This window comes from Algoriphagus yeomjeoni (genome assembly GCF_049821175.1).
Classification (GTDB): domain Bacteria; phylum Bacteroidota; class Bacteroidia; order Cytophagales; family Cyclobacteriaceae; genus Algoriphagus; species Algoriphagus yeomjeoni_A.
Genome location: NZ_CP187512.1, coordinates 2,230,960 through 2,255,600, shown reverse-complemented (window position 1 = coordinate 2,255,600; position 24,641 = coordinate 2,230,960). Strand labels below are relative to the sequence as shown.

General features: G+C 40.6%; 20 protein-coding genes. 11 read left to right on the top strand and 9 right to left on the bottom strand.

Annotated elements, in window-relative coordinates; all coding sequences use genetic code 11:
- Nucleotides 1-56: 56 nt before the first annotated feature.
- Genes ACPUEN_RS08930 through ACPUEN_RS08915 form a run of 4 tightly spaced genes read right to left on the bottom strand, consistent with a single transcriptional unit; the run spans nt 57 to nt 7,709 of the window.
- On the bottom strand, nt 57-890 hold the full coding sequence (locus ACPUEN_RS08930) for a hypothetical protein (RefSeq protein WP_425639839.1): 834 nt from the start codon (nt 888-890) through the stop codon (nt 57-59).
- A 3-nt stretch (nt 891-893) separates the two neighbouring features.
- A complete protein-coding gene (locus ACPUEN_RS08925; RefSeq protein WP_425639837.1) occupies nt 894-1,844 on the bottom strand; it encodes a Smr/MutS family protein in 951 nt (316 codons plus the stop codon).
- Entirely contained in the window at nt 1,841-3,139 is a 1,299-nt protein-coding gene (locus tag ACPUEN_RS08920; protein WP_425639835.1) for a cryptochrome/photolyase family protein, read from the bottom strand. Before ACPUEN_RS08920 ends, ACPUEN_RS08925 begins: the two co-directional genes overlap by 4 nt.
- A gap of 40 nt (nt 3,140-3,179) precedes the next feature.
- Nucleotides 3,180-7,709, bottom strand: coding sequence for a translocation/assembly module TamB domain-containing protein (locus ACPUEN_RS08915; protein ID WP_425639833.1), 4,530 nt, complete (start codon nt 7,707-7,709; stop codon nt 3,180-3,182).
- A gap of 77 nt (nt 7,710-7,786) precedes the next feature.
- Here ACPUEN_RS08915 and tsaD point away from each other — a divergent pair, with 77 nt between their 5' ends.
- The 7 genes from tsaD to ACPUEN_RS08880 all read left to right on the top strand — a co-directional run bounded on the left by tsaD (nt 7,787) and on the right by ACPUEN_RS08880 (nt 12,325).
- The gene (tsaD, locus tag ACPUEN_RS08910) at nt 7,787-8,800 is read left to right on the top strand and encodes a tRNA (adenosine(37)-N6)-threonylcarbamoyltransferase complex transferase subunit TsaD (protein WP_425639831.1); all 1,014 of its coding nucleotides are present in this window, start codon (nt 7,787-7,789) and stop codon (nt 8,798-8,800) included.
- A gap of 2 nt (nt 8,801-8,802) precedes the next feature.
- Entirely contained in the window at nt 8,803-9,270 is a 468-nt protein-coding gene (gene smpB / locus ACPUEN_RS08905; protein ID WP_425639829.1) for an SsrA-binding protein SmpB, read from the top strand.
- Nucleotides 9,233-10,030: a hypothetical protein gene (locus ACPUEN_RS08900; RefSeq protein ID WP_425639828.1), complete on the top strand. Its 798-nt coding sequence runs from the start codon at nt 9,233-9,235 to the stop codon at nt 10,028-10,030. The genes smpB and ACPUEN_RS08900 overlap by 38 nt, the downstream gene beginning before the upstream one ends.
- 3 nt (nt 10,031-10,033) lie before the next feature.
- Nucleotides 10,034-10,543: an HNH endonuclease gene (locus ACPUEN_RS08895; RefSeq protein WP_111611735.1), complete on the top strand. Its 510-nt coding sequence runs from the start codon at nt 10,034-10,036 to the stop codon at nt 10,541-10,543.
- Between the two features lie 76 nt (nt 10,544-10,619).
- Nucleotides 10,620-11,054, top strand: coding sequence for a hypothetical protein (locus ACPUEN_RS08890; RefSeq protein WP_425639826.1), 435 nt, complete (start codon nt 10,620-10,622; stop codon nt 11,052-11,054).
- A gap of 297 nt (nt 11,055-11,351) precedes the next feature.
- Nucleotides 11,352-11,516, top strand: coding sequence for a DUF1328 domain-containing protein (locus ACPUEN_RS08885; RefSeq protein WP_425639825.1), 165 nt, complete (start codon nt 11,352-11,354; stop codon nt 11,514-11,516).
- 92 nt (nt 11,517-11,608) lie between these two features.
- Complete coding sequence (locus ACPUEN_RS08880; protein WP_425639823.1) at nt 11,609-12,325, top strand: DUF502 domain-containing protein; 717 nt, start codon at nt 11,609-11,611, stop codon at nt 12,323-12,325.
- Nucleotides 12,326-12,330: 5 nt separating this feature from the next.
- On the opposite strand, the gene ACPUEN_RS08875 is transcribed toward ACPUEN_RS08880, so the two are convergent.
- The 3 genes from ACPUEN_RS08875 to ACPUEN_RS08865 all read right to left on the bottom strand — a co-directional run bounded on the left by ACPUEN_RS08875 (nt 12,331) and on the right by ACPUEN_RS08865 (nt 15,981).
- Nucleotides 12,331-12,657, bottom strand: a complete 327-nt coding sequence (locus ACPUEN_RS08875) for a DMT family transporter (protein ID WP_425639821.1) — start codon at nt 12,655-12,657, stop codon at nt 12,331-12,333.
- Nucleotides 12,658-12,731: 74 nt separating this feature from the next.
- Nucleotides 12,732-13,334, bottom strand: a complete 603-nt coding sequence (locus tag ACPUEN_RS08870) for a ribonuclease HII (RefSeq protein WP_425639819.1) — start codon at nt 13,332-13,334, stop codon at nt 12,732-12,734.
- Nucleotides 13,306-15,981 (bottom strand): MGH1-like glycoside hydrolase domain-containing protein, encoded by a 2,676-nt coding sequence (locus ACPUEN_RS08865; protein WP_425639817.1) that lies wholly within the window; start codon nt 15,979-15,981, stop codon nt 13,306-13,308. The genes ACPUEN_RS08870 and ACPUEN_RS08865 overlap by 29 nt, the downstream gene beginning before the upstream one ends.
- Before the next feature lie 309 nt (nt 15,982-16,290).
- On the opposite strand from ACPUEN_RS08865, the gene ACPUEN_RS08860 reads away from it, so the two are divergent.
- The gene (locus tag ACPUEN_RS08860; RefSeq protein ID WP_425639815.1) at nt 16,291-16,659 is read left to right on the top strand and encodes a BlaI/MecI/CopY family transcriptional regulator; all 369 of its coding nucleotides are present in this window, start codon (nt 16,291-16,293) and stop codon (nt 16,657-16,659) included.
- Complete coding sequence (locus tag ACPUEN_RS08855; protein WP_425639813.1) at nt 16,656-19,013, top strand: M56 family metallopeptidase; 2,358 nt, start codon at nt 16,656-16,658, stop codon at nt 19,011-19,013. Before ACPUEN_RS08860 ends, ACPUEN_RS08855 begins: the two co-directional genes overlap by 4 nt.
- Nucleotides 19,014-19,027: 14 nt before the next feature.
- On the opposite strand, the gene ACPUEN_RS08850 is transcribed toward ACPUEN_RS08855, so the two are convergent.
- Together ACPUEN_RS08850 and ACPUEN_RS08845 are read right to left on the bottom strand one after the other, a co-directional pair.
- Nucleotides 19,028-20,143, bottom strand: a complete 1,116-nt coding sequence (locus tag ACPUEN_RS08850; protein WP_425639811.1) for a glycosyltransferase family protein — start codon at nt 20,141-20,143, stop codon at nt 19,028-19,030.
- Nucleotides 20,140-21,015 (bottom strand): UDP-2,3-diacylglucosamine diphosphatase, encoded by an 876-nt coding sequence (locus ACPUEN_RS08845; protein WP_425639809.1) that lies wholly within the window; start codon nt 21,013-21,015, stop codon nt 20,140-20,142. Before ACPUEN_RS08845 ends, ACPUEN_RS08850 begins: the two co-directional genes overlap by 4 nt.
- Nucleotides 21,016-21,280: 265 nt before the next feature.
- Between ACPUEN_RS08845 and ACPUEN_RS08840 the strand changes: the two genes are divergently transcribed.
- Together ACPUEN_RS08840 and ACPUEN_RS08835 are read left to right on the top strand one after the other, a co-directional pair.
- Nucleotides 21,281-23,758, top strand: coding sequence for a DPP IV N-terminal domain-containing protein (locus tag ACPUEN_RS08840; RefSeq protein WP_425639807.1), 2,478 nt, complete (start codon nt 21,281-21,283; stop codon nt 23,756-23,758).
- Nucleotides 23,759-23,977: 219 nt separating this feature from the next.
- On the top strand, nt 23,978-24,628 hold the full coding sequence (locus ACPUEN_RS08835) for a bifunctional 4-hydroxy-2-oxoglutarate aldolase/2-dehydro-3-deoxy-phosphogluconate aldolase (protein ID WP_425639805.1): 651 nt from the start codon (nt 23,978-23,980) through the stop codon (nt 24,626-24,628).
- The last annotated feature ends 13 nt before the right edge of the window (nt 24,629-24,641 follow it).

Genomic DNA, 24,641 nt, shown 5'->3' with positions numbered 1-24,641 from the left:
CGGAATGTTAATATGCTTATCAATAACAAACTAACAGTTTGATGTATCATCACCACTCACCTCAATATCTTCTCAAATAACCCATGGGCTTGTTTCTCGGCTTGGGAGGCAAGGTTGATTTTCTGTTCTTTGAGTTCTTTGAGCCAGTCCAGATATTTTTTTCCTGCTTCGGGCTTATCTCTTAGGAAATAGGTAAGGGATTGCAGGGAAAGTTGGTTGGAATACCAAGGCTTTAAGTTGTCTTTTAGGGCAGCGATTTCCTCGTGTATGGAGGTTATAAAAATCGGATTGAATCCCAAGTGGATCAGCAAGTTCTCCAGCATGATGATCGTACGCAATCCTTCGAAGGTATCTTTCAGAGCCTTACTGTCCATAGGGCCTTTTTTATCCTGTTGAAAAAACTCCAACTCTTCCTGGATGATTTGATTGACAGCTGTGTTTACGGTCAGTGGTTTGATGCCCCTGCTGGCTTTTAGGGCCTTGTCGTGAAAATCATCCCAGCTTTTCAGCGTGCTACCCACTATTAGATCAAAAGCTTCTGTGTAAATCTGCTTTTTGTATTTATCCAGATGAATTCTGTAGCCATTGAATTTTATCCCCAGTTTCAGCTCCCGATCATTGAGGCTTTTTTCTGCCAGTTTGAAATGATGGATCTTTCTGAGACTTCTCTTCATCTGCTTGAAATCCGAAAAAATATTAAAATTCAGACCTTCAATATCAAAATGAACCTTGGCCATCAAATCTGCATAAAGCTCCATAAAGTCCATCTTCCCTAGGAGTTCTATGGCTTTCTTGGATTTGATCTGCTTTCCCAAAACCAAGAAAAGTGCTTTAGCTTCTTGGTGTTGAGTTTCGAAAAGCTGAAAGACAGGGGATACCTTTGCCTGCATAGATTAGGAGATTCTGACCAAGGTAGCTCCATAGCCCCACTGATCTTTTTGCGTATCCTGAAAGTACTTAATATTTTGATGTTGACTCAATCGCTTGTGAATTTCTTTGCGAAGCACGCCATTTCCTATGCCGTGGATGAAGGTAATTTCGTCCATTCCCGAAGCGATAGCCTGATCCAGGTTTCTATCAAAAGTCTCCAATTGCACTCGAAGCATTTCGGAATTACTCATGCCCTTTGGGTCCGTCGCTAGCTTTTCTATATGCAAATCAATTGATCGGGACGGTTTTACAGCTTTTGGAGTTTCAGATTTAGGTGTGATTTCTCCAAGTTCTTGATTTAGGGCACGGATATCCAGCTCTTTTGTAGTCTGCTCCAGCCCAAAAATGTATGCTGTTTTATCCAGTCGAGGTGCCTTGCTCAGGTGTTTGAAAAACTGAGTTGGCTTCATTTTTAGCTGTCGCTCAAAGGCGGGAATTGCTTTCTCCAAAGTATTATGAAGAGGAATAAAGCGAAGCAAAAATGCTGGCCACTCGTCCATTTCCTTTAAAAGCCTATCATCAAATTTCTTCGCTTCGCCAGGATTCAAAGTGGCGGCAAGTAAGGTTCGTTGGTTAGAGCCAAACACTTCCGAAGCATGAGCCAAATAAGGCTGACGGCTGTCATTGATCAAATACAGACTGAGATTTTGGTCATTGATAGGAAGGAAAGCAAGATAAAGTCCCTGATCTTTTGGGCCAGAGATAGGTAGGGGAGTATCGATTTCTTTCTCTTCTACAGGCTTCTCTCCAAAATGCTGTTTTTCGCTTTCGTGAATAAGAACCAATTCTGATTTCAGGGCTGGAATGATAAATCCATCCTCTATTTCTATCTGCATTCTTCCACTAGAAGAAATTTTGCGGATGATTCCTTCTTCGTTTCCATGTAGTAGTCTTACTCGGTCTCCGATATTCATTGATTCAGGGCTGATTTGTAGGTGTCTATTGCACGTTGCCTTGCAAATTTATGATCTACTATCGGTTTTGGGTACTTATCTGAGTTTATTTCAGGAATCCACTTTTTGATGTACTTCCAGTTTTTGTCAAATTTCTCCTGCTGTGAACTTGGATTGAAGACACGGAAGTAGGGTTGCGCATCTGTGCCGGTACCTGCAGCCCATTGCCAGCCACCATTGTTGGAGGCCAATTCAAAGTCAAGTAGTTTTTCTGCAAAATAGGCTTCTCCCCATCGCCAATCTATTAACAAGTGTTTGGTGAGAAAGGAAGCCACAACCATACGAACTCGATTATGCATGTAGCCAGTGGCATTGAGTTCTCTCATGCCCGCATCCACGATTGGGTAGCCCGTCATTCCTTTGCACCAAGCAGCAAATTCCTCCTCATTGTTTCTCCAAGGAATCTGATCATAGGCGGGTTTGAATGCTTTGTCAACTACTTGAGGGTTATAAGCCAAAATCATCATATAAAACTCCCTCCAGATCAATTCATTCAGATAAGTAGCATTGAGTTCCTTGGCTTTTTGCGCTAGCTGTCTGATTGATATGGTGCCAAAGCGAAGATGAATTCCTAGTCTCGAGGTCCCGTTTTTGGCTGGGAAATCACGTGTTTCGTTGTAGTGGGAGATGATTTCTTCATCTGCAGTTTTTGATGGAATGGAGATATCACTTTTTTCAAAACCTATTTCCTTCAAAGTCGGAAGCTCCAAAGCCGGGGTCTGAAAAAGGTTTTTCCAATGCATGGGTTTGTACCCTTCAAGCATTTTGGGACTGAGTTTACTCAGCCAGACTTTGCTAAAAGGAGTGAAGACCTTGTAGAATTCCCCTGATCCATTCAGGATTTCTCCCGGTTCGAAAATCAGTTGGTCCTTGTATTGGTGGAAAGAAATGTCTTTCTGATTTAGAATCCTAGCAACTTTCTCATCCCGACTTTTTGCATAGGGCTCATAGTCACGATTTGTGTGGACTGATTGGATATCATATTCCTGAAGCAGCTCTTTGTAAATGCTCTCAGGATCTCCGTGTTTGACTAGTAGGGAAGAACCTTTTTTAGATAAATCATCATGGATTTTGCTGATCTGATCATGGATGAATTCTACCCTCGCGTCAGCCTTGTTATCTAATTTATCAAGTATGTTTTTATCAAAAATGAAAAGTGGCAAGACGTTTTCACTCTCACTGAGGGCTTGAAATAATCCGTGGTTATCTTCTAACCTGAGGTCCCTTCTAAACCAAAAAATGCTTACTTTTTTCATCTGTCTTTTATTCAATTAATCTCTTATAAGGAGCAATTGTTTAAAGTACTCCTTCTTTCAATAGCTTAATCCTTCTTTCCTGATTCAACGAATCGAGCCTTTCTTCTATATTATCAAGTTCAATTTTTTCCCATTCCGTCTTATTTTCAAATTGATAGCGCAAAAAATCATCCTGATCGTTGATGATCAATTTCTCTTTTTTCTTTCTTGTGATTTTGCTGAATAACTCCGAAAAGGAATTAAAAGATACGCTTTGGGATACGGCAACACCATAAGTAGATACGTTTTTGGAAAGAGAAAGCGAGGTAAATGTATTGAAGTTGTTTCTGTTGAAAATCCTGATTCGGTACACCCCATCTTCGGTGAGCATGTATTCTGCCTGCCAATCTCCTATGATGGATGAAGCACTGGCGTTCCCCTGATTATTGGTGAAGCCACCATCTCTAGACACACGGAGGCGTCCATCTAGGAAAGTATATGCTACGCTAAGTTGGAAAGTTTCCAATGCATTTTGATCCAGGCTAGCCACGTCCAAATCTACTTCTAGATTTTTGTCAACCTGACCCAAAAAGCTGTTGAGTTGGGAAGAAAGTAATTGCCCCAAACTTGATGAAATATTGGAAACACCTGAAAATTGACCTTCTGGGGAAAATGATCTCGTCATGATAACAGAGAAAACCTGTCGGTTCATTTCCTGCTCATCATTGGCAATCTTATTCTGGAAAGAAGAAATAGTAGTTTGCGTTTCACCACTGGATGGGAATTCGGTAAAGTCAAATCCAAAGCTGATGTCAGGGGAGAGTAATTCACCATCCAGATTCAACAAGACTTTGACTGGATATCTTCTGCTTGCCGCAGAACTTTGGTTGGATTGCGTCACCGAACTTAGTACGAGAGGCTGTAGAGACACACTTTCCGTGTATTCGGCAGAGATATCCATAATTCCGCTGTATGGATCTCCGTACCAGGTGATCCTTCCTCCAGGTTTGATACTGAATTGCTTTTTCACGACATTATAAAGGGAGAAATTATACATTCCCTCAGTGATTTCGTAGGTGCCATTCAACGTGAAGTTCCCCTGCGTATCAACATTCATTGTCAAAACTCCTCGTCCTCGTCCGGATATTCCTTCTTCCGTTCGAGGGTCGATTATTATCTCAGTGTAGGCGTCAGGGGTGATGTCAAGCACGAAATTCATTCGTACGTTTTCTATTTCCAATCTATTGATCTCCTCAGCGATTTGCTGAATCCGAACAGTATCCTGAATATTGATCATGTTAATAAAATCCTCCTGAGCCTGAGTGTTACTGCTGGTCAAGGGGATATAAATTCTAGTATTTGGCTGACTGGTAGCTCGTGCATTGATATCTAGATTTGTAATAGTACCAACAGCTTCAAGCGTTCCCGAGACGTAGGCTGTTCCGTAAAAAGTCTCATTGTCCCTATCCGTGGTATTCATCACCTGAAGGTTGTTGAGGTTGGCTCTGATGTCCAATCGGATGTTATTAAAGCCTTGATGATTTATGCCCCCGGTGAGAGTGGCTTGATTGCCAAAGAGATCTCTCATAGAAACCTGCTGAAGGCTGATCTGATTAGGTCTAAAAAGGATATTTCCGTTGAGTAAATAGGTGGTTTTAAGATAGTTTACCGTTAGTCTGCCATTGTTCAATCTTCCTGTGCCTTCTACTTTTGGTGAAGCCATAGTTCCTCCCAGGTCTAATTTACCGGAAATACTGCCTCCCATACCAGATAGATAATTGGATAAAAATGGCTCAAGAATCACCAAGCTAGCTTCATTTAATGAAGCCTGCATATTCAGTTCTTGATTTTCTGTGAGAATATACCCTGCCAGGTTTATCGTTTCTTTTCCTTCATTAACATTAGTCAGTGAAACTTGTAATCGCTCTAGATCCAGGTTGGCTTTTGCAGCCATATCACCTATTGGAAACTGATTGATGGCGAAGTCATTCAGACTTAATTCACCTTGCATCAATGGATTGTCTAAAAGTTTCTCAAAAGATATAAGACCATTTGCTGTACCGTCGAAGTCCTGCGGGAATAGCGTGTTTAGTAGATCAATATTCACATGGTTGACCAATAAATTCAATCTATCCTCAACCCTGTCACTTATGATGCCTTGTAGAGAAATAGACTGGTTTTCATTAAATAACTTGAGGCTGTCAACTTGAATTAATCCTGGCGTAATTGTGATTAGGTTCAGGGAATCAAATTTCCATTCCCGATCAAGTACTTTCAATGAAGATGGCTCAAAAGCCAGCTGTGTATTCAGGCTGGAAAATTTGGCTACTGCATTGACTCTTGCGGCACTTTGCGTAGAATCCTGGTCTAGGGTGAGATCAATATCCATTTCATTTTGATCCCAAATAGCTTCAAATCCAAAATTTGTAAACTGTATGGATTTACCAAGCAATTGAGTTTTTGAATAGACATAAAAGGAGGCTAGAATGTCCGGGCTATTGATGATTTTTGAGGTGTTAAAATCTATGTTAATGTTTTGAGCAGAGTTTCCTTTATACTTCAGGGTATCTATGCTGGTAAAAAAGTTAAAGACAGTATTCTCCGCTGTTTGATAGAAAGCACCCTCTAGTACCATGTTTTTAGAAACACTCAAATCAGGCTCCAAAAGCTGAACAATTGGGTTGATATTGATCAACCGAAGGTTAAGATCGAGGTTGTAAATCTCAGAGAAATTGCGCTCAAGATCTGCCATGGGCTGCTCCTCATTTAGAATGATGGCTATGTACTGGCTTAAAAGAATGTCCAAATCTCGACCCATTTGCTCCAGATTAAACTGACCGGAGGCAGCCGCGACTAGGTAATCTGAATTAACGGACATGGTTCGAGTGCCTCCGGCGAAAAGAGATTGGAAATTGAAGCTTCCCACGTCCAAAAATCTATCTTCATAGCCGACTTTAATGTTTCTGAACCGTGCAATGCCCTGGATGTCATCCAGTTCTATTCCTTTTACATCAATATCCAGATTTCCGCTAATGAACGTTGCCTTTTCAGTCAAATTCAATCGATCTAGAAATGCAGTATCAATTTGTAAACTCATCCTAACAGAATCAGTAGATTCTCTAAGATTTACCTCACCGTTTGCAATGATTTTGAAGTTCGGGTCCTTTACCGCCAGGTTGCCTCTGAAAAGATCCTTCCCATAGGTAGCGTCCGTCTTGATGTTGGTGTATTGGTAGTTTTTGAACCCGAATTTGCTGACATCAGCATCCACATCCAGTAGCAAGTCAGCTATGGAACTACCAGTTGTGGTTATACGTCCTTTGAGGCTTACTTTTTGAAATAATTCCCTGTCTTCAGCAATGATTCCCAGGTCTAGATTTTGGGTGGTTATATTAGAAACGGTCGTTGGTAGCCCATCAGCCCTATCAAAACTCACCCTACCAGTAATGTCACCAATTGAAGTTTTAAAATCACCGTTTGTATCAAAGCGGTGTAAATAACCCGCAAAATCAGCTGTGAGCCGCACTGTATTGAACTTATTGATTTCTTTGGCAATATTGGAAGGCAAGTAAGGGGCTAAATCTCTTGCCAAAATCGTGGAATTCTTAAGTGATAAGTTGATATAAGTATCCTCTAGGTCTGGTAACCCATCTAGTCTAAATGATCCGAAAATGGCTGTTTTTTCCCCAAGCCGAATCAGGAATTCTTCTGATCTAAGATCAGACACAGGTCCAGATACTTTCCCGGATAGATAGATTTCATCATCAATATCAGGAAGGGATGGAGCGAAAAGTTTTAAATCTCCCAAGTCTAGCTTGGTCTCATCCAAGTTAGTAATGATGACTACCTCCTCTTCAAAATTGGAAAATGCTGCTGGGGTGGCGTATTCAAATCGGAGGAAGTTTTTGATATGACTATTTATTGACTTTAGGCTTAGCCTATCAAACTCCATGAATTCCGGACCATATTTCATATTGGTTTTGAGTTCCATGATCTCAAAACCCGAAGTCAATTCTGTACCTGTTAGCATTTTAATGTCAGCTCCAATCTGAGGACCTTCCAAGTAAAAGTTCGAAGCATTTAAGGTGATATCAGAAAAGCGTAGTCTATTGTAATCCAGACCTTTTGTGATCGCGTCGGTTATTTCATTGACAATAAATATTTGGGAATTTCTAAGCTCTACTGTATTGATCTTAAACTGAGTGGGTCCCGAACTAGAGCTGCTCGAACTAAATATAGTTGAAAGTTCTTCCACCCAAAGATTGATGTTCATGTCTGAATCACCTTCATGGGTCAGTAGGTGGAGTTGAGCAGTCTCCATCCGTACAGCATTGATGGTTGTGATTCCTGGAGGAATTAAGGAAAGAAACTCGAAATCTGCATTGATTTTTTTGGCACCAATCATCAAACTATCCCGGTGATCGCGGATGATAACGTCGTCTAGTTCGAGTGCATCCCACCAAGTAAGCCTGATTTGACCGATCTCTGTGTGGAAATCTGAATTATTATTCAGAATGCCTGTTACAGTGTTTATTACCTTATTTTGAACCCAAGTGATCTGTAAACTCAGGGCCAATACGATAAAAAACATGACTGATGAAAAGACGATCCAAAGTATTACCCGAAACGCTTTGTGCAAAAAATCCTTAACTTTCGCGTTCTTTTCCAATGGGTACCAACGATATCTTTATTCTAGCAATTGAATCCTCGTGTGACGAGACCTCTGCGGCTGTTATAGCTGACGGCAAAGTACTTAATAATATTGTCGCCACACAATCAGTTCACGAAAAATATGGGGGAGTAGTTCCGGAGCTTGCTTCGCGTGCTCATCAGGAAAATCTTATTCCAGTGGTTCAGGAGGCCATTTTATCCTCAGGAATTTCTAAGGATCAACTTTCAGCAGTAGCTTTCACCAGGGGTCCTGGTCTCATGGGGTCACTATTGGTGGGAGTAAGCTTCGCTAAAGCATTTGCCTTTGCAAAGAAAATCCCCCTCATCGAAGTGAATCATATGAATGCGCATATTTTGGCTCATTTTATCGAGGATCCAAAACCAAACTTTCCATTTATCTGCCTGACAGTAAGTGGAGGACATACTCAGTTGGTTTTGGTGAAAAGTCACTTAGAAATGGAAGTGATAGGAGAGACGCAGGATGATGCAGTAGGAGAGGCTTTTGATAAAACTGCCAAGCTGTTAGGATTGCCTTATCCAGGAGGTCCACTTATTGACAAATATGCCAAGGAAGGAAACCCTAAAGCTTTTCAATTTCCTATCACCAGAATGCCGGAATTGAATTATTCCTTCAGTGGAATAAAGACTGCAGTTTTATATTTTCTTCGGGATCAGTTAAAAGAAAATCCTAAGTTCATTGAAGAAAACCTGGCCGATCTTTGTGCCAGCATACAATATTCATTGGTAGAAATGCTCTTGATAAAGCTGAAAGCGGCGGTGAAGCAGTATGGGGTGAAGGAAGTAGCAATTGCTGGGGGAGTATCAGCCAACTCAGGCTTGAGAGATACCTTGACTCAGTTCGCCACGCAAAAAGGCTGGAACTTGTACATTCCAAAATTCGAATATTGTACAGACAACGCAGCCATGATTGCCATGGCAGCACATTATAAATACCTGAAAGGAGAATTTTCATCTATGGATGTTACTCCTCTCGCAAAAATGAAAATCTAAGCATGGCTAAGGATAATAAGTTTGACAAAGTCATCAATATAAAAAACAGAAAGGCAAGTTTTCAGTTTGAATTTGTAGATACCTACGTAGCTGGAATGGTCTTGAAGGGCACCGAAATTAAGTCTATTAGGGAAGGGAAAGTATCCCTTACCGAGGCGTTTTGTATATTCTTGGATGGGGAGCTTTATGTACGTCAGATGCATATTGCTCCATATTCTATGGCAGCGAGTTATAATCATGTGGCTATCCGAGATAGAAAGTTGCTTTTGAATAAAAAAGAACTGGAAAAACTCGAAACTAAGTCACAGGAAAAAGGGCTGACTATCATTCCAGTTCGTATATTTATCAACGACCGAGGAATGGCGAAAATGGAAATTGCCCTAGGCCGAGGTAAAAAATCTCACGACAAACGACAGGACCTGAAGGAAAAAGATGCAAAAAGAGAAATCCAGCGAATGGCCTTTGATTGATGCTTTTGGGATCTGCAGGCAAACAATTCTTCCTCTTTACCGCAGGCCTACATTTGATTCCGCATTGGTCACACAGTTACTTTTTGGTGAATGCTATCAGACGATAGCGATGACTTCCGATCAGCAATGGTTCAAGATTTTGCATGAGGATACTGGGCTGGAAGGCTGGATTACCACCCATACGATCAAGGAAATTCCGGCAGCAGACTATTACAAATTCCTCAATGCGGACTTTCAGGTAGTCACCAGTCCAATTGCAGCCATTGAATATCTAGGCTCCAATCTCTATTTACTTCCGGGCAGCAGGCTCCATTTCTCAGACTTAGAGCTTTTCAATTGGCAGGACCATATTGGTTTTACTGGCTCTGTTCGCAGCCATGCGATAAAAGCTGATAGATCCCAATTAATTGATGTAGCCGTGAAGTATGTGAATGCACCGTACCAAGCAGGTGGGAGAAGTATTTTTGGATTGGATGAGCGACAAGGTTTTGAACTGATCTTTAACATTGCCGGCTATTCATGGAAGTCAGGAAAAATTCCAGGTAGAAAAATTGACCCCGAGCTCGTTTTGCCGGGTGATTTATTTATTTTCAAGGAGTTAGAAAAGAAGCAAGTCAACTATGCCTTGTATCTTGGAGCTGAAGAAGTATTTTGGATGGACAATCGAATAAAAGTATCGGACCTGAGTGAATGGGAAGCCCATCTACGGAGCAGCAAGGATAAACAGGTGGAGCTAGAAACTCGGTCAATTATAAATTAAACTATGGAAAAGCGGGTATTGGTATTGAATTTAGATCATTCTCCCGTTGCGGTAGTATCTCCGCAAAAAGCCATCGTCCTTTTACTCTTGGAAAAGGCAAACTGCTTATCGGTTTATGATTTGCTTCAAATCAGGACAGTCAGCCGCAGTTTTGCATACCCTGCAGTGATCTGTCTCAATCACTATAAAAATATCCCATATCGTGGCGTACTCCTGAATCGCGTCAATCTGTTTAGAAGAGACCGTGGAGCGTGTCAATATTGTGGAAGTAAAAGGCAGCTGACTATAGATCATGTGGTTCCTCGTTCCAAAGGAGGAAAATCTAACTGGACCAATTTGACCACAGCTTGCCACCGATGCAATGTGCTCAAAGGTGATAAAAGTCCCGAGCAGGTTGGGCTCACTATAATTAAAAAGCCATTTAAACCTTCTTTAGCTTATTTTTTATCAGAATATGCCGAACGCCAAGCAGAGGAGTGGTTACCTTTTTTGAATGGCAACTTAGTTCAGTAAGCCTCGATTTCTGGCTAGAAAGGAATAATTAGGAAGTTTGCCCTTTTTCTGGCAAAATAATTGCCGTGTTCATACCATGCATCTTTCCATTATCCCTACGCTATTACTCGCAATTGTATTACAAGCCAGCCAAGTCAAATTTGAACAGCTGATTGGTACTTGGCAATTGGTACATTTCGATGCTATGGATCAAATGAGAAACTCACAGGAGTATCAGAATGCAACGCCAGCTATGAGAGCTGGGATGGAATACAAAATCAATAATAGGCTTGAAAATACTATCTATGAATTTGTACCTGGAGACAGTTTAAAATACACGGACTATGTCCGCCAAGAAATCGTTCAAAAACAGGCAAAAGTTGAAATCAGTAGCGAGGATGTGCTGACTATTCAAACTGGAAAAGAAATCAGAAAAGCCAAAATTGTAGAATTTAGTAGCGAAAAAATGGTTCTAGAGCCGATAAGCACTAATCCTGGTTCTGGGAAGTTGGTTTTTGAAAAAATAAAATAAAAAAGTAGTTAATAATCACCATTATTAAAAAAGCTGTTAGATTTTCTAACAGCTTTTTTTTGTCCTAGATGTTCTAGTGTAAAAAATAATTTCCTATAAGGTCGTTAGGAATTGAAAAAAGTAGCGGCTGTTTTCGATGTGCATTTCCGATGGTAAGTTGCTGGTTTTGGGGTTATTATTCCCCGTAAGGATTATAGGAGGCTACATGAATTAGCTCAAAATCACCTTTAATAGTCAGTTTGGCTGCTTGGTACGATTTTGAATTAAATTTCAACGAACCATAAACCACTAAAAACTATGTTACGCTGGATATTAATTTTCTTAGTAATCGCTTTGATTGCTGCTGTTTTAGGATTTGGAGGAATAGCGGCTGGTGCAGCTTCTATCGCTCAAATCATCTTTTACATTTTCCTGATCTTGCTAGTCATCTCCTTGATTATGCATCTAGTGAAAAAACCTTAAGCTCTCTGCAAAGAGACAATTTCAAACAATTAACCAATGGTTTTGCGGTTCGTGAAGAGTCGTGAAGCCATTGAAATTTTTCTTTAGAACCTATGAAATCAGATCCACATACTCCATTAATAGCAGAAGAAAAAACTGGAAGAGGAGTAATCCTTGATAGTTTGATTCAAGGTTTTTTAATCCTACTTCCGCTTACTATTATTCTTATTCTGCTATCGATTGTATTCAATTTTATTTTTGGAGTAGTTGCACCGCTCAGCGCGGCCCTAGATCCTGGAGCAGCTGAACCACATTGGATAATCAATGTGCTTTCGCTGGTGATTCTTAGCGCTTTCGTGTTTTTTATAGGTCTTCTTGTTAGAAATAAGGTTGGCAAGGTTTACTTCAATCGCTTTGAGAGAAAATACCTCACTAAACTCCCTCTTTATAATTTAATTCATCAAACAGTTTATCAATTTGTAGGCTTGAAAAAGCTTCCTTTTTCAGAGGTGGTACTCTTGGATCCTTTTCGATCAGGCACTATGATGACTGGCTTTATAACTGATCAGATTGATGAAAAACTTTATACAGTATTCGTTCCTACTGCTCCAAACCCAACGAATGGCAACATTTACCATGTACCGAGAGAACTCATTACTTTTTTGAGTGTGACTACCCAAGATGCTATGCGTACTGTGATGGGTATGGGAACAGGCACTTCAAAGATGTTGGCTGGAATGGAGTTGTCAGAAATACTTACTGATGGAAGCGAAAAAGAAATAATAAAGTCTGAAATAGAAGAGGATAAGTTGGATAATATTCCTTCTTAAAACAGCTAAGCGGACACGAATTTCAAGCCTATAATGGATCCAATTAGCGTTGCGAGAAAAAACACACGCCAGAATTCTGCTGATTCTTTGAAGACAAAAATCCCAACCAATACCGTTCCTACTGCGCCGATTCCAGTCCAAACTGCATAAGCAGTTCCGATCGGCAGTGTTTGAGTTGCTTTGATCAAAAGAAGCATACTGATTGTGAGGCAGACCAAAAAACCGCCATACCAGCCGTAAACCGCCAATCCAGTTGCATATTTGGCCTTCCCAAGACAAGAAGCAAAACCAACTTCAAATAAGCCTCCGATAATTAATAGTATCCAGTTCATTTTTCGGTTTTTTAATAGTTAGCCTTTGAAAGATCTCCGATTTAAAAAGATAAGTTCAGAATTTGACTTTGTTATTAGAGATCTAAGGCAATTTGCTTCTTAAGGAGCGTAAAACTTTTTCTATGCCAAATACAATCCCCGAACTCTTCGATTCCAGCTCTATGAGCTTTGGTAGGGTAGCCTGCATTTCGCTCCCAGGCATAATGAGGAAACTCTTCTGCCAAGTTCTCCATGAATTTATCTCGATATACCTTAGCAAGAATAGAAGCTGCCGCAATGCTAACAAATTTTCCATCCCCTTTGATCACGCATGTGTGAGGGATAGTCAATTTAGATTTCCAGCGATTTCCATCGATTAGCAAATGATCCGGTTGCACTTTTAAACCTTGAACAGCCCGACTCATCGCCAGAAAAGAAGCATTAAGAATATTGATCTTATCGATTTCGGCAACAGAGGCTTCTGCAATTTCCCAAGCCAAGGCTTTGTTCTTGATTTCCTCAATCAGATCTTCCCGCTGTCTTTTACCCAGTTTTTTCGAATCATTGATCCATTGATTGGAGTAATCTTCTGGCAAAATCACTGCTGCAGCCACCACAGGTCCTGCGAGGCAACCCCGCCCGACCTCATCACATCCCGCTTCTAACCGATTAGCTTCTAAAAAGGGTTTTAGAATCATGATGCTGATCTTCTCTGATTTTATAAAACTTGTGAATCATCTCGGCGACCAGGCCAGTCCAGCCGGTCTGGTGGGAAGCTCCCAATCCTGCTCCGCTATCTCCGTGGAAATACTCATAGAAGAGTATGTAATCCTTGAAGTGTGGATCTTCTTGGTATTTTTTATTACTAGCTCCAAATACTGGCCGAATACCATTTTCATCCTTCATGAAGATTTTCATGCAGCGGAGAGAAAGCTCCTTTGCGATAATATCCATTGTCATGTACTTACCTGATCCGGTAGGATATTCTATAGAAAAATCCCCTCCATAGTAGAAGTCAAATTTCTTTAGCGATTCTATAAGGAGGAAGTTGATCGGAAACCAGATCGGTCCTCGCCAGTTGGAATTTCCGCCAAACATAACAGTGTCGGATTCTCCTGGAGTATATTTCACCGACAGCGTTTCTCCTCCTATTTTCATTGAGTATGGATTCTTCTCATGGTATTTGGAGAGCGATCTTATGCCGTATTCACTTAAGAATTCATCTGAATCCAACATTTTTTGCAATACACTTTTCATTCTGTGTCCACGAAGGAGTGAGAATAATCTACGCTTATCGTATCCAGGTTGAATCCAGCTAGATACTAAGGCTGCTAATTTTGGTTTTTCCCGGAGGAAAAAATCCAGCCGCTTCTTGAATTCAGGAAGTTTCGCAAAGAGATCTTCCCGAATAGGTTCCACTGCGAAAAGAGGAATTAAACCTACAATGGAGCGGACTTTCATTTTACGAGGTTCTTTTCCAGGGATATGGAATACGTCGTAAAAAAAGTTGTCCTCATCATCCCAAAGCGAGATATGCTCATCCGAAATATCGCTCATTGCTCCTGCGATATAAAGAAAGTGCTCCAGGAATTTGGTAGCAGTGAATTGATACACTGTATTGAATTCACAGAGATCGAGAGATATGCGAAGTAAGTTCAGAGAGAACATCGCCATCCAAGAGGTGGCATCAGCCTGTTCTAGCTTGCCATGATACTTTTGAGCGTGACTTCTATCGAATACCGAAATGTTATCCAAACCAAGGAATCCACCTTCAAAGATGTTTTTGCCATCACTATCTTTTTGATTGACCCACCAGGTGAAATTGAGCATCAACTTGTGAAGTGCTCTTTCAAGAAATTCTTGGTCACCTACGCCATTATTTGCTTTTTTGTCAATCTGATACACCCGCTGTACCGCATAAGCATGCACGGGTGGGTTGACATCGGAGAAGTTCCACTCATAAGCAGGAATCTGACCATTTGGATGCATGTACCATTCATTAAGCAGAAGTAGCAGCTGATCCTTTGCAAATTCCGGGTCTATCCGCGCAATCGGAATGCAGTGAAATGCTAGGTCCCATGCGGCATACCAAGGATATTCCCATTTATCAGGCATGGAAATGATATCATAATTCTGCAAGTGTCGCCAGTTACTATTTCTTCCTTTTTTCCTAATAACTGGAGGAACATATCTACCTGGATCTCCTTCCAGCCAACGCTCCACATCATAGTAATAAAATTGCTTGGACCACATCATGCCTGCATAGGCCTGGCGTTGGATATTTACTAAATCCTCGTCGGTAACTCGTTCCTGAAGTGCTTCATAGAATTCATCCGCTTCTTTTTTACGTTGGTCTAGACAAGTATCACAGATTTCTAGGGGATTCTCTTCCACCTGATGCTGAAGCCTGAGTTTTACTTGTCTGCTTTCTCCAGCAGGAATAGTAATCTCATAGATTGCCGCAGCTTTTGTGCCCTGATCGGCAGGGTTGATGTGGCTGGAATCACCTTGAACTACGAAATCGTTTATAGCGTCTTTTAGGAATTTCTTTTCATTCCCAATGTGGTAGATTCTCTCCCGGTTGGTCTCGTTATCACAGAATTTTAGATTCGGATTCCCATCAAATGTGATGGAGTAGTTCCCCGACTTTGGATTGTAGGCTTTGATCGTGTTATCCCCTGTTTTGGTAAGCTTGGGCATAAAAGGTTCATGCCCCGTGAACCAAGTCTTACGAAACCAAAGAGTTGGCATCACCCAGATTTTAGCTTCCTCAGGACCACGATTATGGATAGTAGCTACAGCAATGATGTCTTCAATGTCCTGCTTTGCATACTCTATGAAAATGTCAAAGTATTTATCCTCATCAAATATCCCGGTATCTATCAACTCGTATTCGGGATCTAGTTTGCTTCTCTTACTATTTTCTTCCAATAGATCCTGGTAAGGAAACTCTGCTTGAGGATACTTATAAAGCATCTTCATGTAGCTATGCGTAGGGGTAGAGTCTAAGTAGTAATAGATCTCTTTTACATCCTCACCATGATTGCCTTGATTTCCCGTTAATCCAAATAGGCGTTCTTTTAAGAAAGGGTCTTTGCCGTTCCAAAAAGCCCAAGCCAAACAAAACTTCTGCTTGTGATCAGAAATACCGCCAATCCCTTCTTCTCCCCAGCGATATGCCTTACTTCTAGCATCATCGTGGGTAACGTTTTCCCAAGCAGAACCATCTGGGCTATAATCTTCCCTGACAGTTCCCCATTGTCTTTCAGTGAGGTATGGTCCCCATTTTTTCCAATGTTTGGTAAAGTCTCTATCTTCTTGTAATCGTATATTTTCAGCTGACATGTAATTCTCTCTAAAGGGCAATCTTCGAAATTATCAAATTCTATTAATTATAGCTTGATAAACAAAGATCCGTTAATGAATAGCCCTGCTATTTTTTTGAATTTTTAATTAAACCCCTTTTTCATTCAAATGTTGAATATTCTTTAATTAAGAAATTTCGACTCTGAGAAATGATTTTATAGGGTATTCTACTGTGAGATTATTTTGGCAAAACGGCTTTTCACAGAAATTAACTTTTAAAATTTTACTCTACACTTGTAGATGAAAATTATTGTTCTACATTTGTAGAGTAAATTTAACATAAAGGTAATGAAACTATCCCGCGCTGAAGAAGAACTGATGAATCATTTGTGGAGGCTGAAACGAGCATTTATGAAAGACCTGATGGATTCCTATCCTGAGCCTAAGCCTGCTTCTACGACTATCTCTACGCTTTTGAAGCGTATGCGAGACAAGGATTTTGTGGGTTATGAGGCTAATGGGAAGTTGCGGGAATATTTCCCTTTGGTCACAAAAGAAAGTTATTTTTCAAAGCATCTGAAGGGCTTGATTAAGAATTTCTTTAATGATTCACCAGCACAGTTTGCGTCTTTCTTTACCAAAAAGACGGAGCTCTCCGAAGAGGAGTTGTTAAATCTTAAGAGTATAATCGAAGACCAGCTAAACCAGAAAAAATGATAGTTTACTTACTCAAATCCATAGCCTGTTTGCTTTTGTTGCTGCTAGTTCACAGGGTGCTATTGCAGCGGGAAGTATTACATAGATTCAACCGGTTCTTTCTGCTTTTTTCGGTGGTTGGGTCCTTTCTTATTCCACTCTATACGATTGAAGTTCCTCAGGAAATAGTTACGGATCCAACCGAAGTGATTTCTGAACCAGTTTACTTTGAGGCGGCGAGTCAGGATTCTAATCTGGAGCAGGTGTTTACGGCAGTTCCGGAATCTCAGTTTAATTGGGAGTACCTTCTCCTTGGGCTTTATGGACTGATTTCGCTTGTTTTCTTCTTCCGGTTCGCCAGAAATATCAAGGTGCTGGTGAATAAAATCCAGCGGAATATTAAGATCAATTACCGTGGTCAGACCTTGGTTTTATTGAAAGAAGAATCACTTCCATTTTCCTTTCTCAAGTACATTTTCGTGGCAGAATCAGATCTGGAAAATGGGAAATTTACCGATGCTGTATTCGCTCACGAACGTACGCACATCGAGCAAAAGCACAGCTGGGATATTTTGTTTATTGAGGCGTTAATGGTGCCGCTTTGGTTTCATCCTGGATTGTATTGGGCAAAAGCAACGATCAAACTCAATCACGAATTTATTGCCGATGAAGTGGCTTTGCGAAGCACTCCTCTGGAGAAATATGAATCGCAGCTTCTCTCTATGATGCTCTCCGAGCAAAAATATGGATTGGCAAGCAGCTTGAATTTTTCATTAACCAAAAAACGATTTGAAATGATGAAGAGAAAATCAAAGAATTTAAATAATTGGATCAAAGTGATTGCTTTGGTTCCGGTGCTAGGGGCGTTGGTTTACTTTTTCAGTGAAAGAGTAGCGGCTCAAGTGGATAGCGAAATTATAGGTGAGGTTTACGTAAATGCCTCAAATGATGAAGAAGTTGATTTTGACCTAACATTTGAATTGAAACCAAATGGGGTTTATAAATCAAAAGATGAAGTATATACTATTGAGGAAGTAAAGGACCTAATAGAAAAAACAAAACCAGTTAAAAATAATCTGACTATTAATTTGATTACTAATCCTAAAGCTTCGATGGGTCAATTGAGTGATTTTCAGGCGATGTTAAGAGATTTGGATATCCGCAGAATTTATTATTATGGTTCTGATCATCAAGAAAATAAAAATGGAGAAGTAGCTGAGAAAAGGGTGGAAAACCAAGATCAATTACCTAAATTTTCAGCCGAACTAATTGAAAAGGTTGAAAAGCATTATAGAAATGCTTCATTTTTTGTCGTACATGAATCCGGGGAATTACTAGAGAAGACCTATCAAATGCTTTCCGATCAAGAAAAGAAGATTTTGGTGTTACCCCCACCTCCCACTAAGAAATCTATCCCAACAGTTGAACAATTTGAGTCGTGGAAGAATCCTGAAACCTTTGCTCTTTGGCTAAACGGTACAGTGATTTCAAATGATAAATTGAATCAAATGAAAAGTAATGACATTGTTTATTACTATAGTGGCGCTGCTCGATCCAATAAAAATCTAAAGGAGCATCAGGTGTATTTATATAATCAGAAAGGCTTTGATAAATATTACGGAGGAGAATCTGGCTTTACAGATCCATTAACCAAAGAAGATACGCTTTATCTCAACCTATCTAAAAATGAAATTTCTAGAAGAAATGCTTGGGTGAAAAATGATAAGAATCCTGTCGCCGAACAGAAAGAAGAAACTGCAGACAAATGGCCTCCGGGAGTAAAAGCAGCACAAGTAAAGAATGATCTTGAATCATACATAGATGCCTATGCAGCCTACGAAAAGCTTCGAAAGCAAGCTCCGCACTTTGTAAACAGAAGCAAAGCTGAGCAAGAGAAGTTAACCGAAATGTATTCTGAACTCAGAAGTATGTACTTCCAGGTTGCATTCCATGACAAGCCAAAGGTCAGGCGCGCAGTGGTACCTTATGTTCCTTACCTTAAATTGACATCCAAAGGAGAAGTTTATTACAAAAAGGGGAAGGATCTAACTGCTGAAGAGCTTAGTATAGTGGGTCCACCACCTCCTCCACCTACTCCTGCAGAACTTTTAGAGTCCTACAAAAAGGTCTCTTACCAATATGAATTGATGCGTAATAAAGGTAGAAACGATGCTTCCTTATCCATGGAGGAGCGAAATACTTTGTTTCTAATGTACAATGAGCTTCAAATTACATTCCTGAATATGGGTGCTCCTGAGCGTAGACAAGTCAAAATGGTCAACTTCCCTTACTACCGCGTAGAGGAAAACGGAAAGAATGTATTCAAAGCTGTCTCTGAGCTCACTCCTGAGCAAAGAGCTTTAAATAATTGCTAATATTATTTAGCGCATTATGAAAATGACTGAGTCAGAATAAAATCTGGTTCAGTCATTTTTGTTTCAGGTATGATCTGCTGGAATGTATTTGGCCAGGTGCTTACCCAATCTTGGAAAGAATTCTCCGATATTTCTCGTGATTGAATGGCATGCTCAAGCTTGGCAAAATCAAAGTTGTCCGAAGCAATCCCGGCTCCTGAGTTAACCGTGTCCAGCGCATTACAGGCTTGTTCGTATTGCCCATCCACAGGGATCACCATCACTGGCTTTCCTAGATACATGGCTTCGCAAATTGATTCAAATCCAGCTGTGCTGACTAGTCCTTTGCATGCGGCCATATCGCGAAGAAAGTTCTTATCATGAACTCTATGGAAACTCAGGTTTGGTAAGGGCTGCTCGGTTTCAGCAGCATCTTTTTTATCCCAATAAGCACGGATGTTCAGTTGTGGATTTGCTTTCGCAAAAGCTAAAACTTCCGCTCCATAGCCAGAATTAACCATGTAAGTGAGATAGAAGTCACCTGAAGTTGGAGTTAAGTTTTTGACTTCTTCTCTGAGCAAAGGTGGGACTACTCTGATTTCATTTGTAGATTCTAATTCGTAGAAAGAAAGAGCTAATTTCTCGGAAGCTCCTAAAGCTGTCAGGCGAGTATTGAACTTGAAAAAGAACTTGTTCAAACCAGCAGCTGGAGCAAATTGGAATTCGGGGTGGTAAATCAAATACTGGTGACCAATTACCCAATATTGTGCTTCTGGTCTAAAAATCCCATTGTAAATGCCTCCCAGTAAATCATAAAAATTCAGGATGATATCAGGTTGCTCCCTCTGAACTACCTCATGAATTTCCTTTAGGCTTCGCCAAAAAGTAGAAGCTTTAGCAAGATTTTGACGGATTGTCTTCCCAATCAAAATCTTCTTTTCAGCTTTGTCGCAGGCAAAATTCGGACTTTCTACCAAATGAATCGGAGCAGAAATTTCTCTGATGAAAAAATCTGGAATAGCTCTGCGCTTGCTTTTTCCTACAATTACTCCAGTTAATTCATGCCCTTGTTTTTTGAGCAGACTTGCGAAAGCTATGGCTTGGGTCATATGTCCACGACCTTCACCTTGGACTATAAACAAGAATTTCATTGAATAGAAGTAAAAGCAGGTGGCTCTAGATCATCTTTTGGTGCTTCAAAAGAAACCTCACGCATTGGCATTATCGAAGGTTCAGCTCTACCTATAAAGAACTGATTAAGGCTGTCGTCTTTGGCTTCCTTGAAGTTGATTTCATTGTAATAGATCAACTGCCAGTTTCCTTCATGATCCTCTGCCAGGGCACTCATAGTTTCTACCCAGTCACCTGAATTCATGTATTCAATTCCGTCAATTATTCGATTTTCGGGTTTGTGAATATGTCCGCAAATTATTCCATCGCATCCTTTCGCTTTCGCCATTTTCGCCAACTCTTCCTCATATTGATCGATATAAGAAACCGCAGATTTTACTTTGCCTTTCACATATTGAGAAAGTGAGAAGTAGGGCAGTCCGCGCTTGATGCGGTAGTGGTTGACCACGCTATTCAGCCAAAGCAGGAAGGTGTATCCAATATCACCCAGATAAGCTATCCAGCGTAGATTAGTCGTAATGCTGTCAAATACGTCGCCGTGAGTTATGAAGTACTTTTTACCATGACTTTCGTAAATCATGTCTTTCTGAATGGAAAGATTACCCATCTGAAAAGGTAGAATCTGATCCAGAAAATCGTCATGATTTCCTCGCAAGTAATAGACCTTGGTGCTATGGTTCTCAATCATTTTCAGGATTCTGTTGAAGAAGCGGGTGTGCTTCCTTTTCCAGGAACCTGATTTTTTGAGTTGCCAGCCGTCAATGATATCCCCATTGAGAATGAGGTTTTCGCAGTTATACTGCTTTAGGAATCGGGCGATTTCCTTGGCTTTCGAACCTTTAGTGCCCAGATGTACGTCAGAGATGACGATTGTTTTGAATTGGGTTTTCACTCTATTGGTTTTGGTTGAAAGGTATAACCTCCAATTGAACTAAATATCAGTGCTTTATTAAAAAATTAGTAACATTATTGAGACTTTGACCTCTAATGTCATCCCAGTGTTAAAAACATATGAAAAAGCCTGTTCTGACAACAATAATTTGGGATAAAGGGTCAAATACTCCTGACCTTGATTGAATGAACCGAGGTTTTTTATACTAGTGGTTCTATTAGTAGGAAAAGTTTGATTTAGATTCGTTTTCCCAAATAGAACAACTATGAAGCACACTTTACTCGCATTTGCGTTCATTTTACTTTTCCAGAATAGCTACTCCCAGGAGCAGGTTTATTCAGGTAATTATGAGCTTGCAGCTAGATTCTCTCCTGAGAAAATGAAAAAACTGGTTTTCTCCACCCGAGTTGACCCACATTGGCTAAAGAAATCAGATCGTTTTTGGTATGAGTTCGAGACCAGTAATGGAAAGAATTGGTACATCGTGGATCCGGTGAGAAAAACCAAAAGTCAACTTTTTGATACCAATAAACTGGCAATGGAGATTATGAAAATCACCAAAGATCCAGTGGATGGCCAGCATTTGAAATTGGAGGATCTGAAGTTTTTGGAAGATGAAAACACCATCAAATTCAAAGTAAAAGGCACGGAAGATGTGCTGAAAAAGGATTGGGCTGAGATCAAAGAAAAGAACAAAAGCGCTAAGGACTCGATGGAGAAAAAGACCTTTGTTTTCAATTATAACATCAGCAATCAGCAGTTGACTGAAATCACCGATGCTCCAAAAGATCCAGAACGCATGTCTTGGGCCAATATCGCTCCTGATTCTTCCAAGGTCCTTTTTGCGAAGCAGAATAATCTCTACTGGATGGATAAGGAGAACTTCCTGAGAGCTGTGAAAGATGAAAAAGACAGCACCATCGTTGAACATCAACTGACTGAGGATGGAGAGGAAAACTTCGAATATGGCTCAAGTGGCAGAGGTGAGGATAACGAGGAAACAGAGAAGAATAAAGATAAGAGAAAGCGTGCAGGAGCTTACTGGAGCACTGACTCAAAGCAATTTGTGATGACGAGAACTGATCAGCGCAAAGTGAAAGAACTTTGGGTGATTCACAGCACTAAGAATCCCCGTCCTACGCTTGAGACTTACAAGTATGCAATGCCAGGCGAAAAGGAACAGCCGATTACGTATTTGCTGCATTATTCCTTTGACACTGAAGAGCTATCAAACCTCCCTGTCGGGACTTTTAAAGATCAAACACTGAATGTCTATAATTCCAATTCTCTGGAAAGTTCCAGGGATGATGATTTCCGCCCAGTGACTTGGCTCGGCGATCTGGATGAATTTTATTACGCTGTGACTTCCAGAGATCTGAAAAAAGTAGATATCTGTAGATGGAATCTTGCCACCAATGAGAAGGAAGTCGTGATCGAAGAGAGAAGTAATAGCTACATCGATTTTTTGAAGCCTGAGATTTTAGACAACGAAATCGTCTGGTGGTCTGAGCGAGATGGCTGGGGGCATTTCTATCTTTATGGAAAAGATGGGTCATTGAAGCGTCAATTGACATCTGGCGCATTTCATACAGATCGAGTAGCACGGGTGGATGAGAAGGGCCGAAAGTTGTATTTTGTGGCAAATGGCAGAGAAGCTGGAGAGGATCCTTATTATGAGCATTTGTACAGTGTGAGCTTAGATGGTGGAGCGATTACGCTGCTGAATTCTGGCGATTTCAACCACTCGGCAGAGATCAATGACAATGCGACTTTCTTTGTGAATAACTATTCCAGAGTGAACACGACGCCAGTTGTTATTTTGAAAGACAAAGCAGGAAACAAAGTAATGGATCTGGAAACTGTTGATCTTTCCAATCTTATGGCCACGGGGTATCAATTCCCAGAACCTTTCACTTTCAAAGCTGATGATGGAATCACCGATTTGTATGGTGTGATGTACAAGCCTTTTGATTTTGACTCTACGCGAAAGTATCCAATTATAGAATATGTATATCCTGGCCCTCAAACGGAAGCGGTAGACAAGGCATTCTCAGCCAGATTAGATAGAACGGATCGATTGGCTCAGTTTGGTTTTGTGGTGATTACGCTGGGAAATAGAGGAGGGCACCCAGGTCGCTCGAAGTGGTACCATAATTATGGTTTTGGAGATTTGAGAGATTATGGCTTGGCTGATAAAAAGGCTGCGGTGGAGCAACTTTCAGATCGATATGATTTCATTGATAAGTCTAAAGTTGGGATTCACGGACATTCAGGTGGAGGATTTATGTCCACAGCTGCGATGTTGGTATATCCAGATTTTTTCAAAGTGGCGGTTTCCTCTGCTGGAAATCATGATAATAGCGTGTACAATCGCTGGTGGTCTGAGAAGCATCACGGTGTAAAAGAGCAGATAAATGCCAAAGGAGACACGACTTTCATCTATCAGATCGATAAGAATCCTGACCTGGCAAAGAATCTAAAAGGTCACTTGATGCTTTCCCATGGCAGTGCAGATAATAACGTCCATCCGGCGAATACAACCAGAATGGCAAGTGCGCTAATTAAAGCTGGAAAACGATTTGAGTTGGTTGTTTTGCCAGATCAGAGACATGGCTATGGAGATATGACGGAGTACTTCTTCTGGAAAATGGGAGATTACTTTGTACAGCACCTACTAGGAGATAATACTCCTCCGCCGGTGGATATGGTAGAAATGCAGCGAGAAAAGCCACTTACCAAATAAAGAAATTTGTGGTTTGTGAGACACAAACCACGGCTGCTAAGGAAAATCAAGTAAAGCCCGATTCAGAAAATGGATCGGGCTTTCTCGTGTAGTTAAGTAGAAGTTGTTGCTGGGGAGGTTTTTTCTCCTGGCTGATCTGCTTCGATAGTACTTGAAGTTTAGAAAGCAGGCATTAACTTGTATTATCATGCACCTATCACTTAAGGAAATCTAAATCATATGGAAACTTCAACTTCACTCTTTTGGAAACGGTATAAAGCGGCACCAATTGTAGGGATCATTAGAGGTCAATCTCTTGATGTGGTTTTGAAAATAGCAGAAGCTTACGAAGCAGCGGGGCTTACTACGCTTGAAGTTACCATGAATACGGCTGGCGCAGCTTCCATGATTTCAAGGTTGAGCAGTGAATTCCCTTCGTTAACTATCGGTGCAGGGACAGTTTGCAACCTGACAGAACTACGAGAAGCGATAGATGCAGGAGCTCAGTTTATTGTCACACCTATTATAGATGAAACTGTCATAACGCATGCTGTTGACGAGAATATCCCGATTTTCCCAGGAGCTTTTTCACCTACGGAGATTTACAAAGCCTGGTCTTTGGGAGTTTCTGCTGTTAAGGTTTTTCCAGCCACAAAGCTTGGAGTGGAGTTCATCAAAGATGTGCTAGGACCATTGGATCAAGTCAAATTGCTTCCCACAGGCGGAGTTTCTAAATCCAATATCAAATCTTTTTTTGAAGCAGGAGCTTTCGGAGTAGGAATGGGAAGTTCGTTGATTGATAAAAAGTTGATCAGTTCAGGTGACTTTGAAGGATTGAAAAAACACTTCGAAAGTATAAAAGCGGAGATACAGAACTTTGTAAAAGGCTAAGAAATTTTCAAAA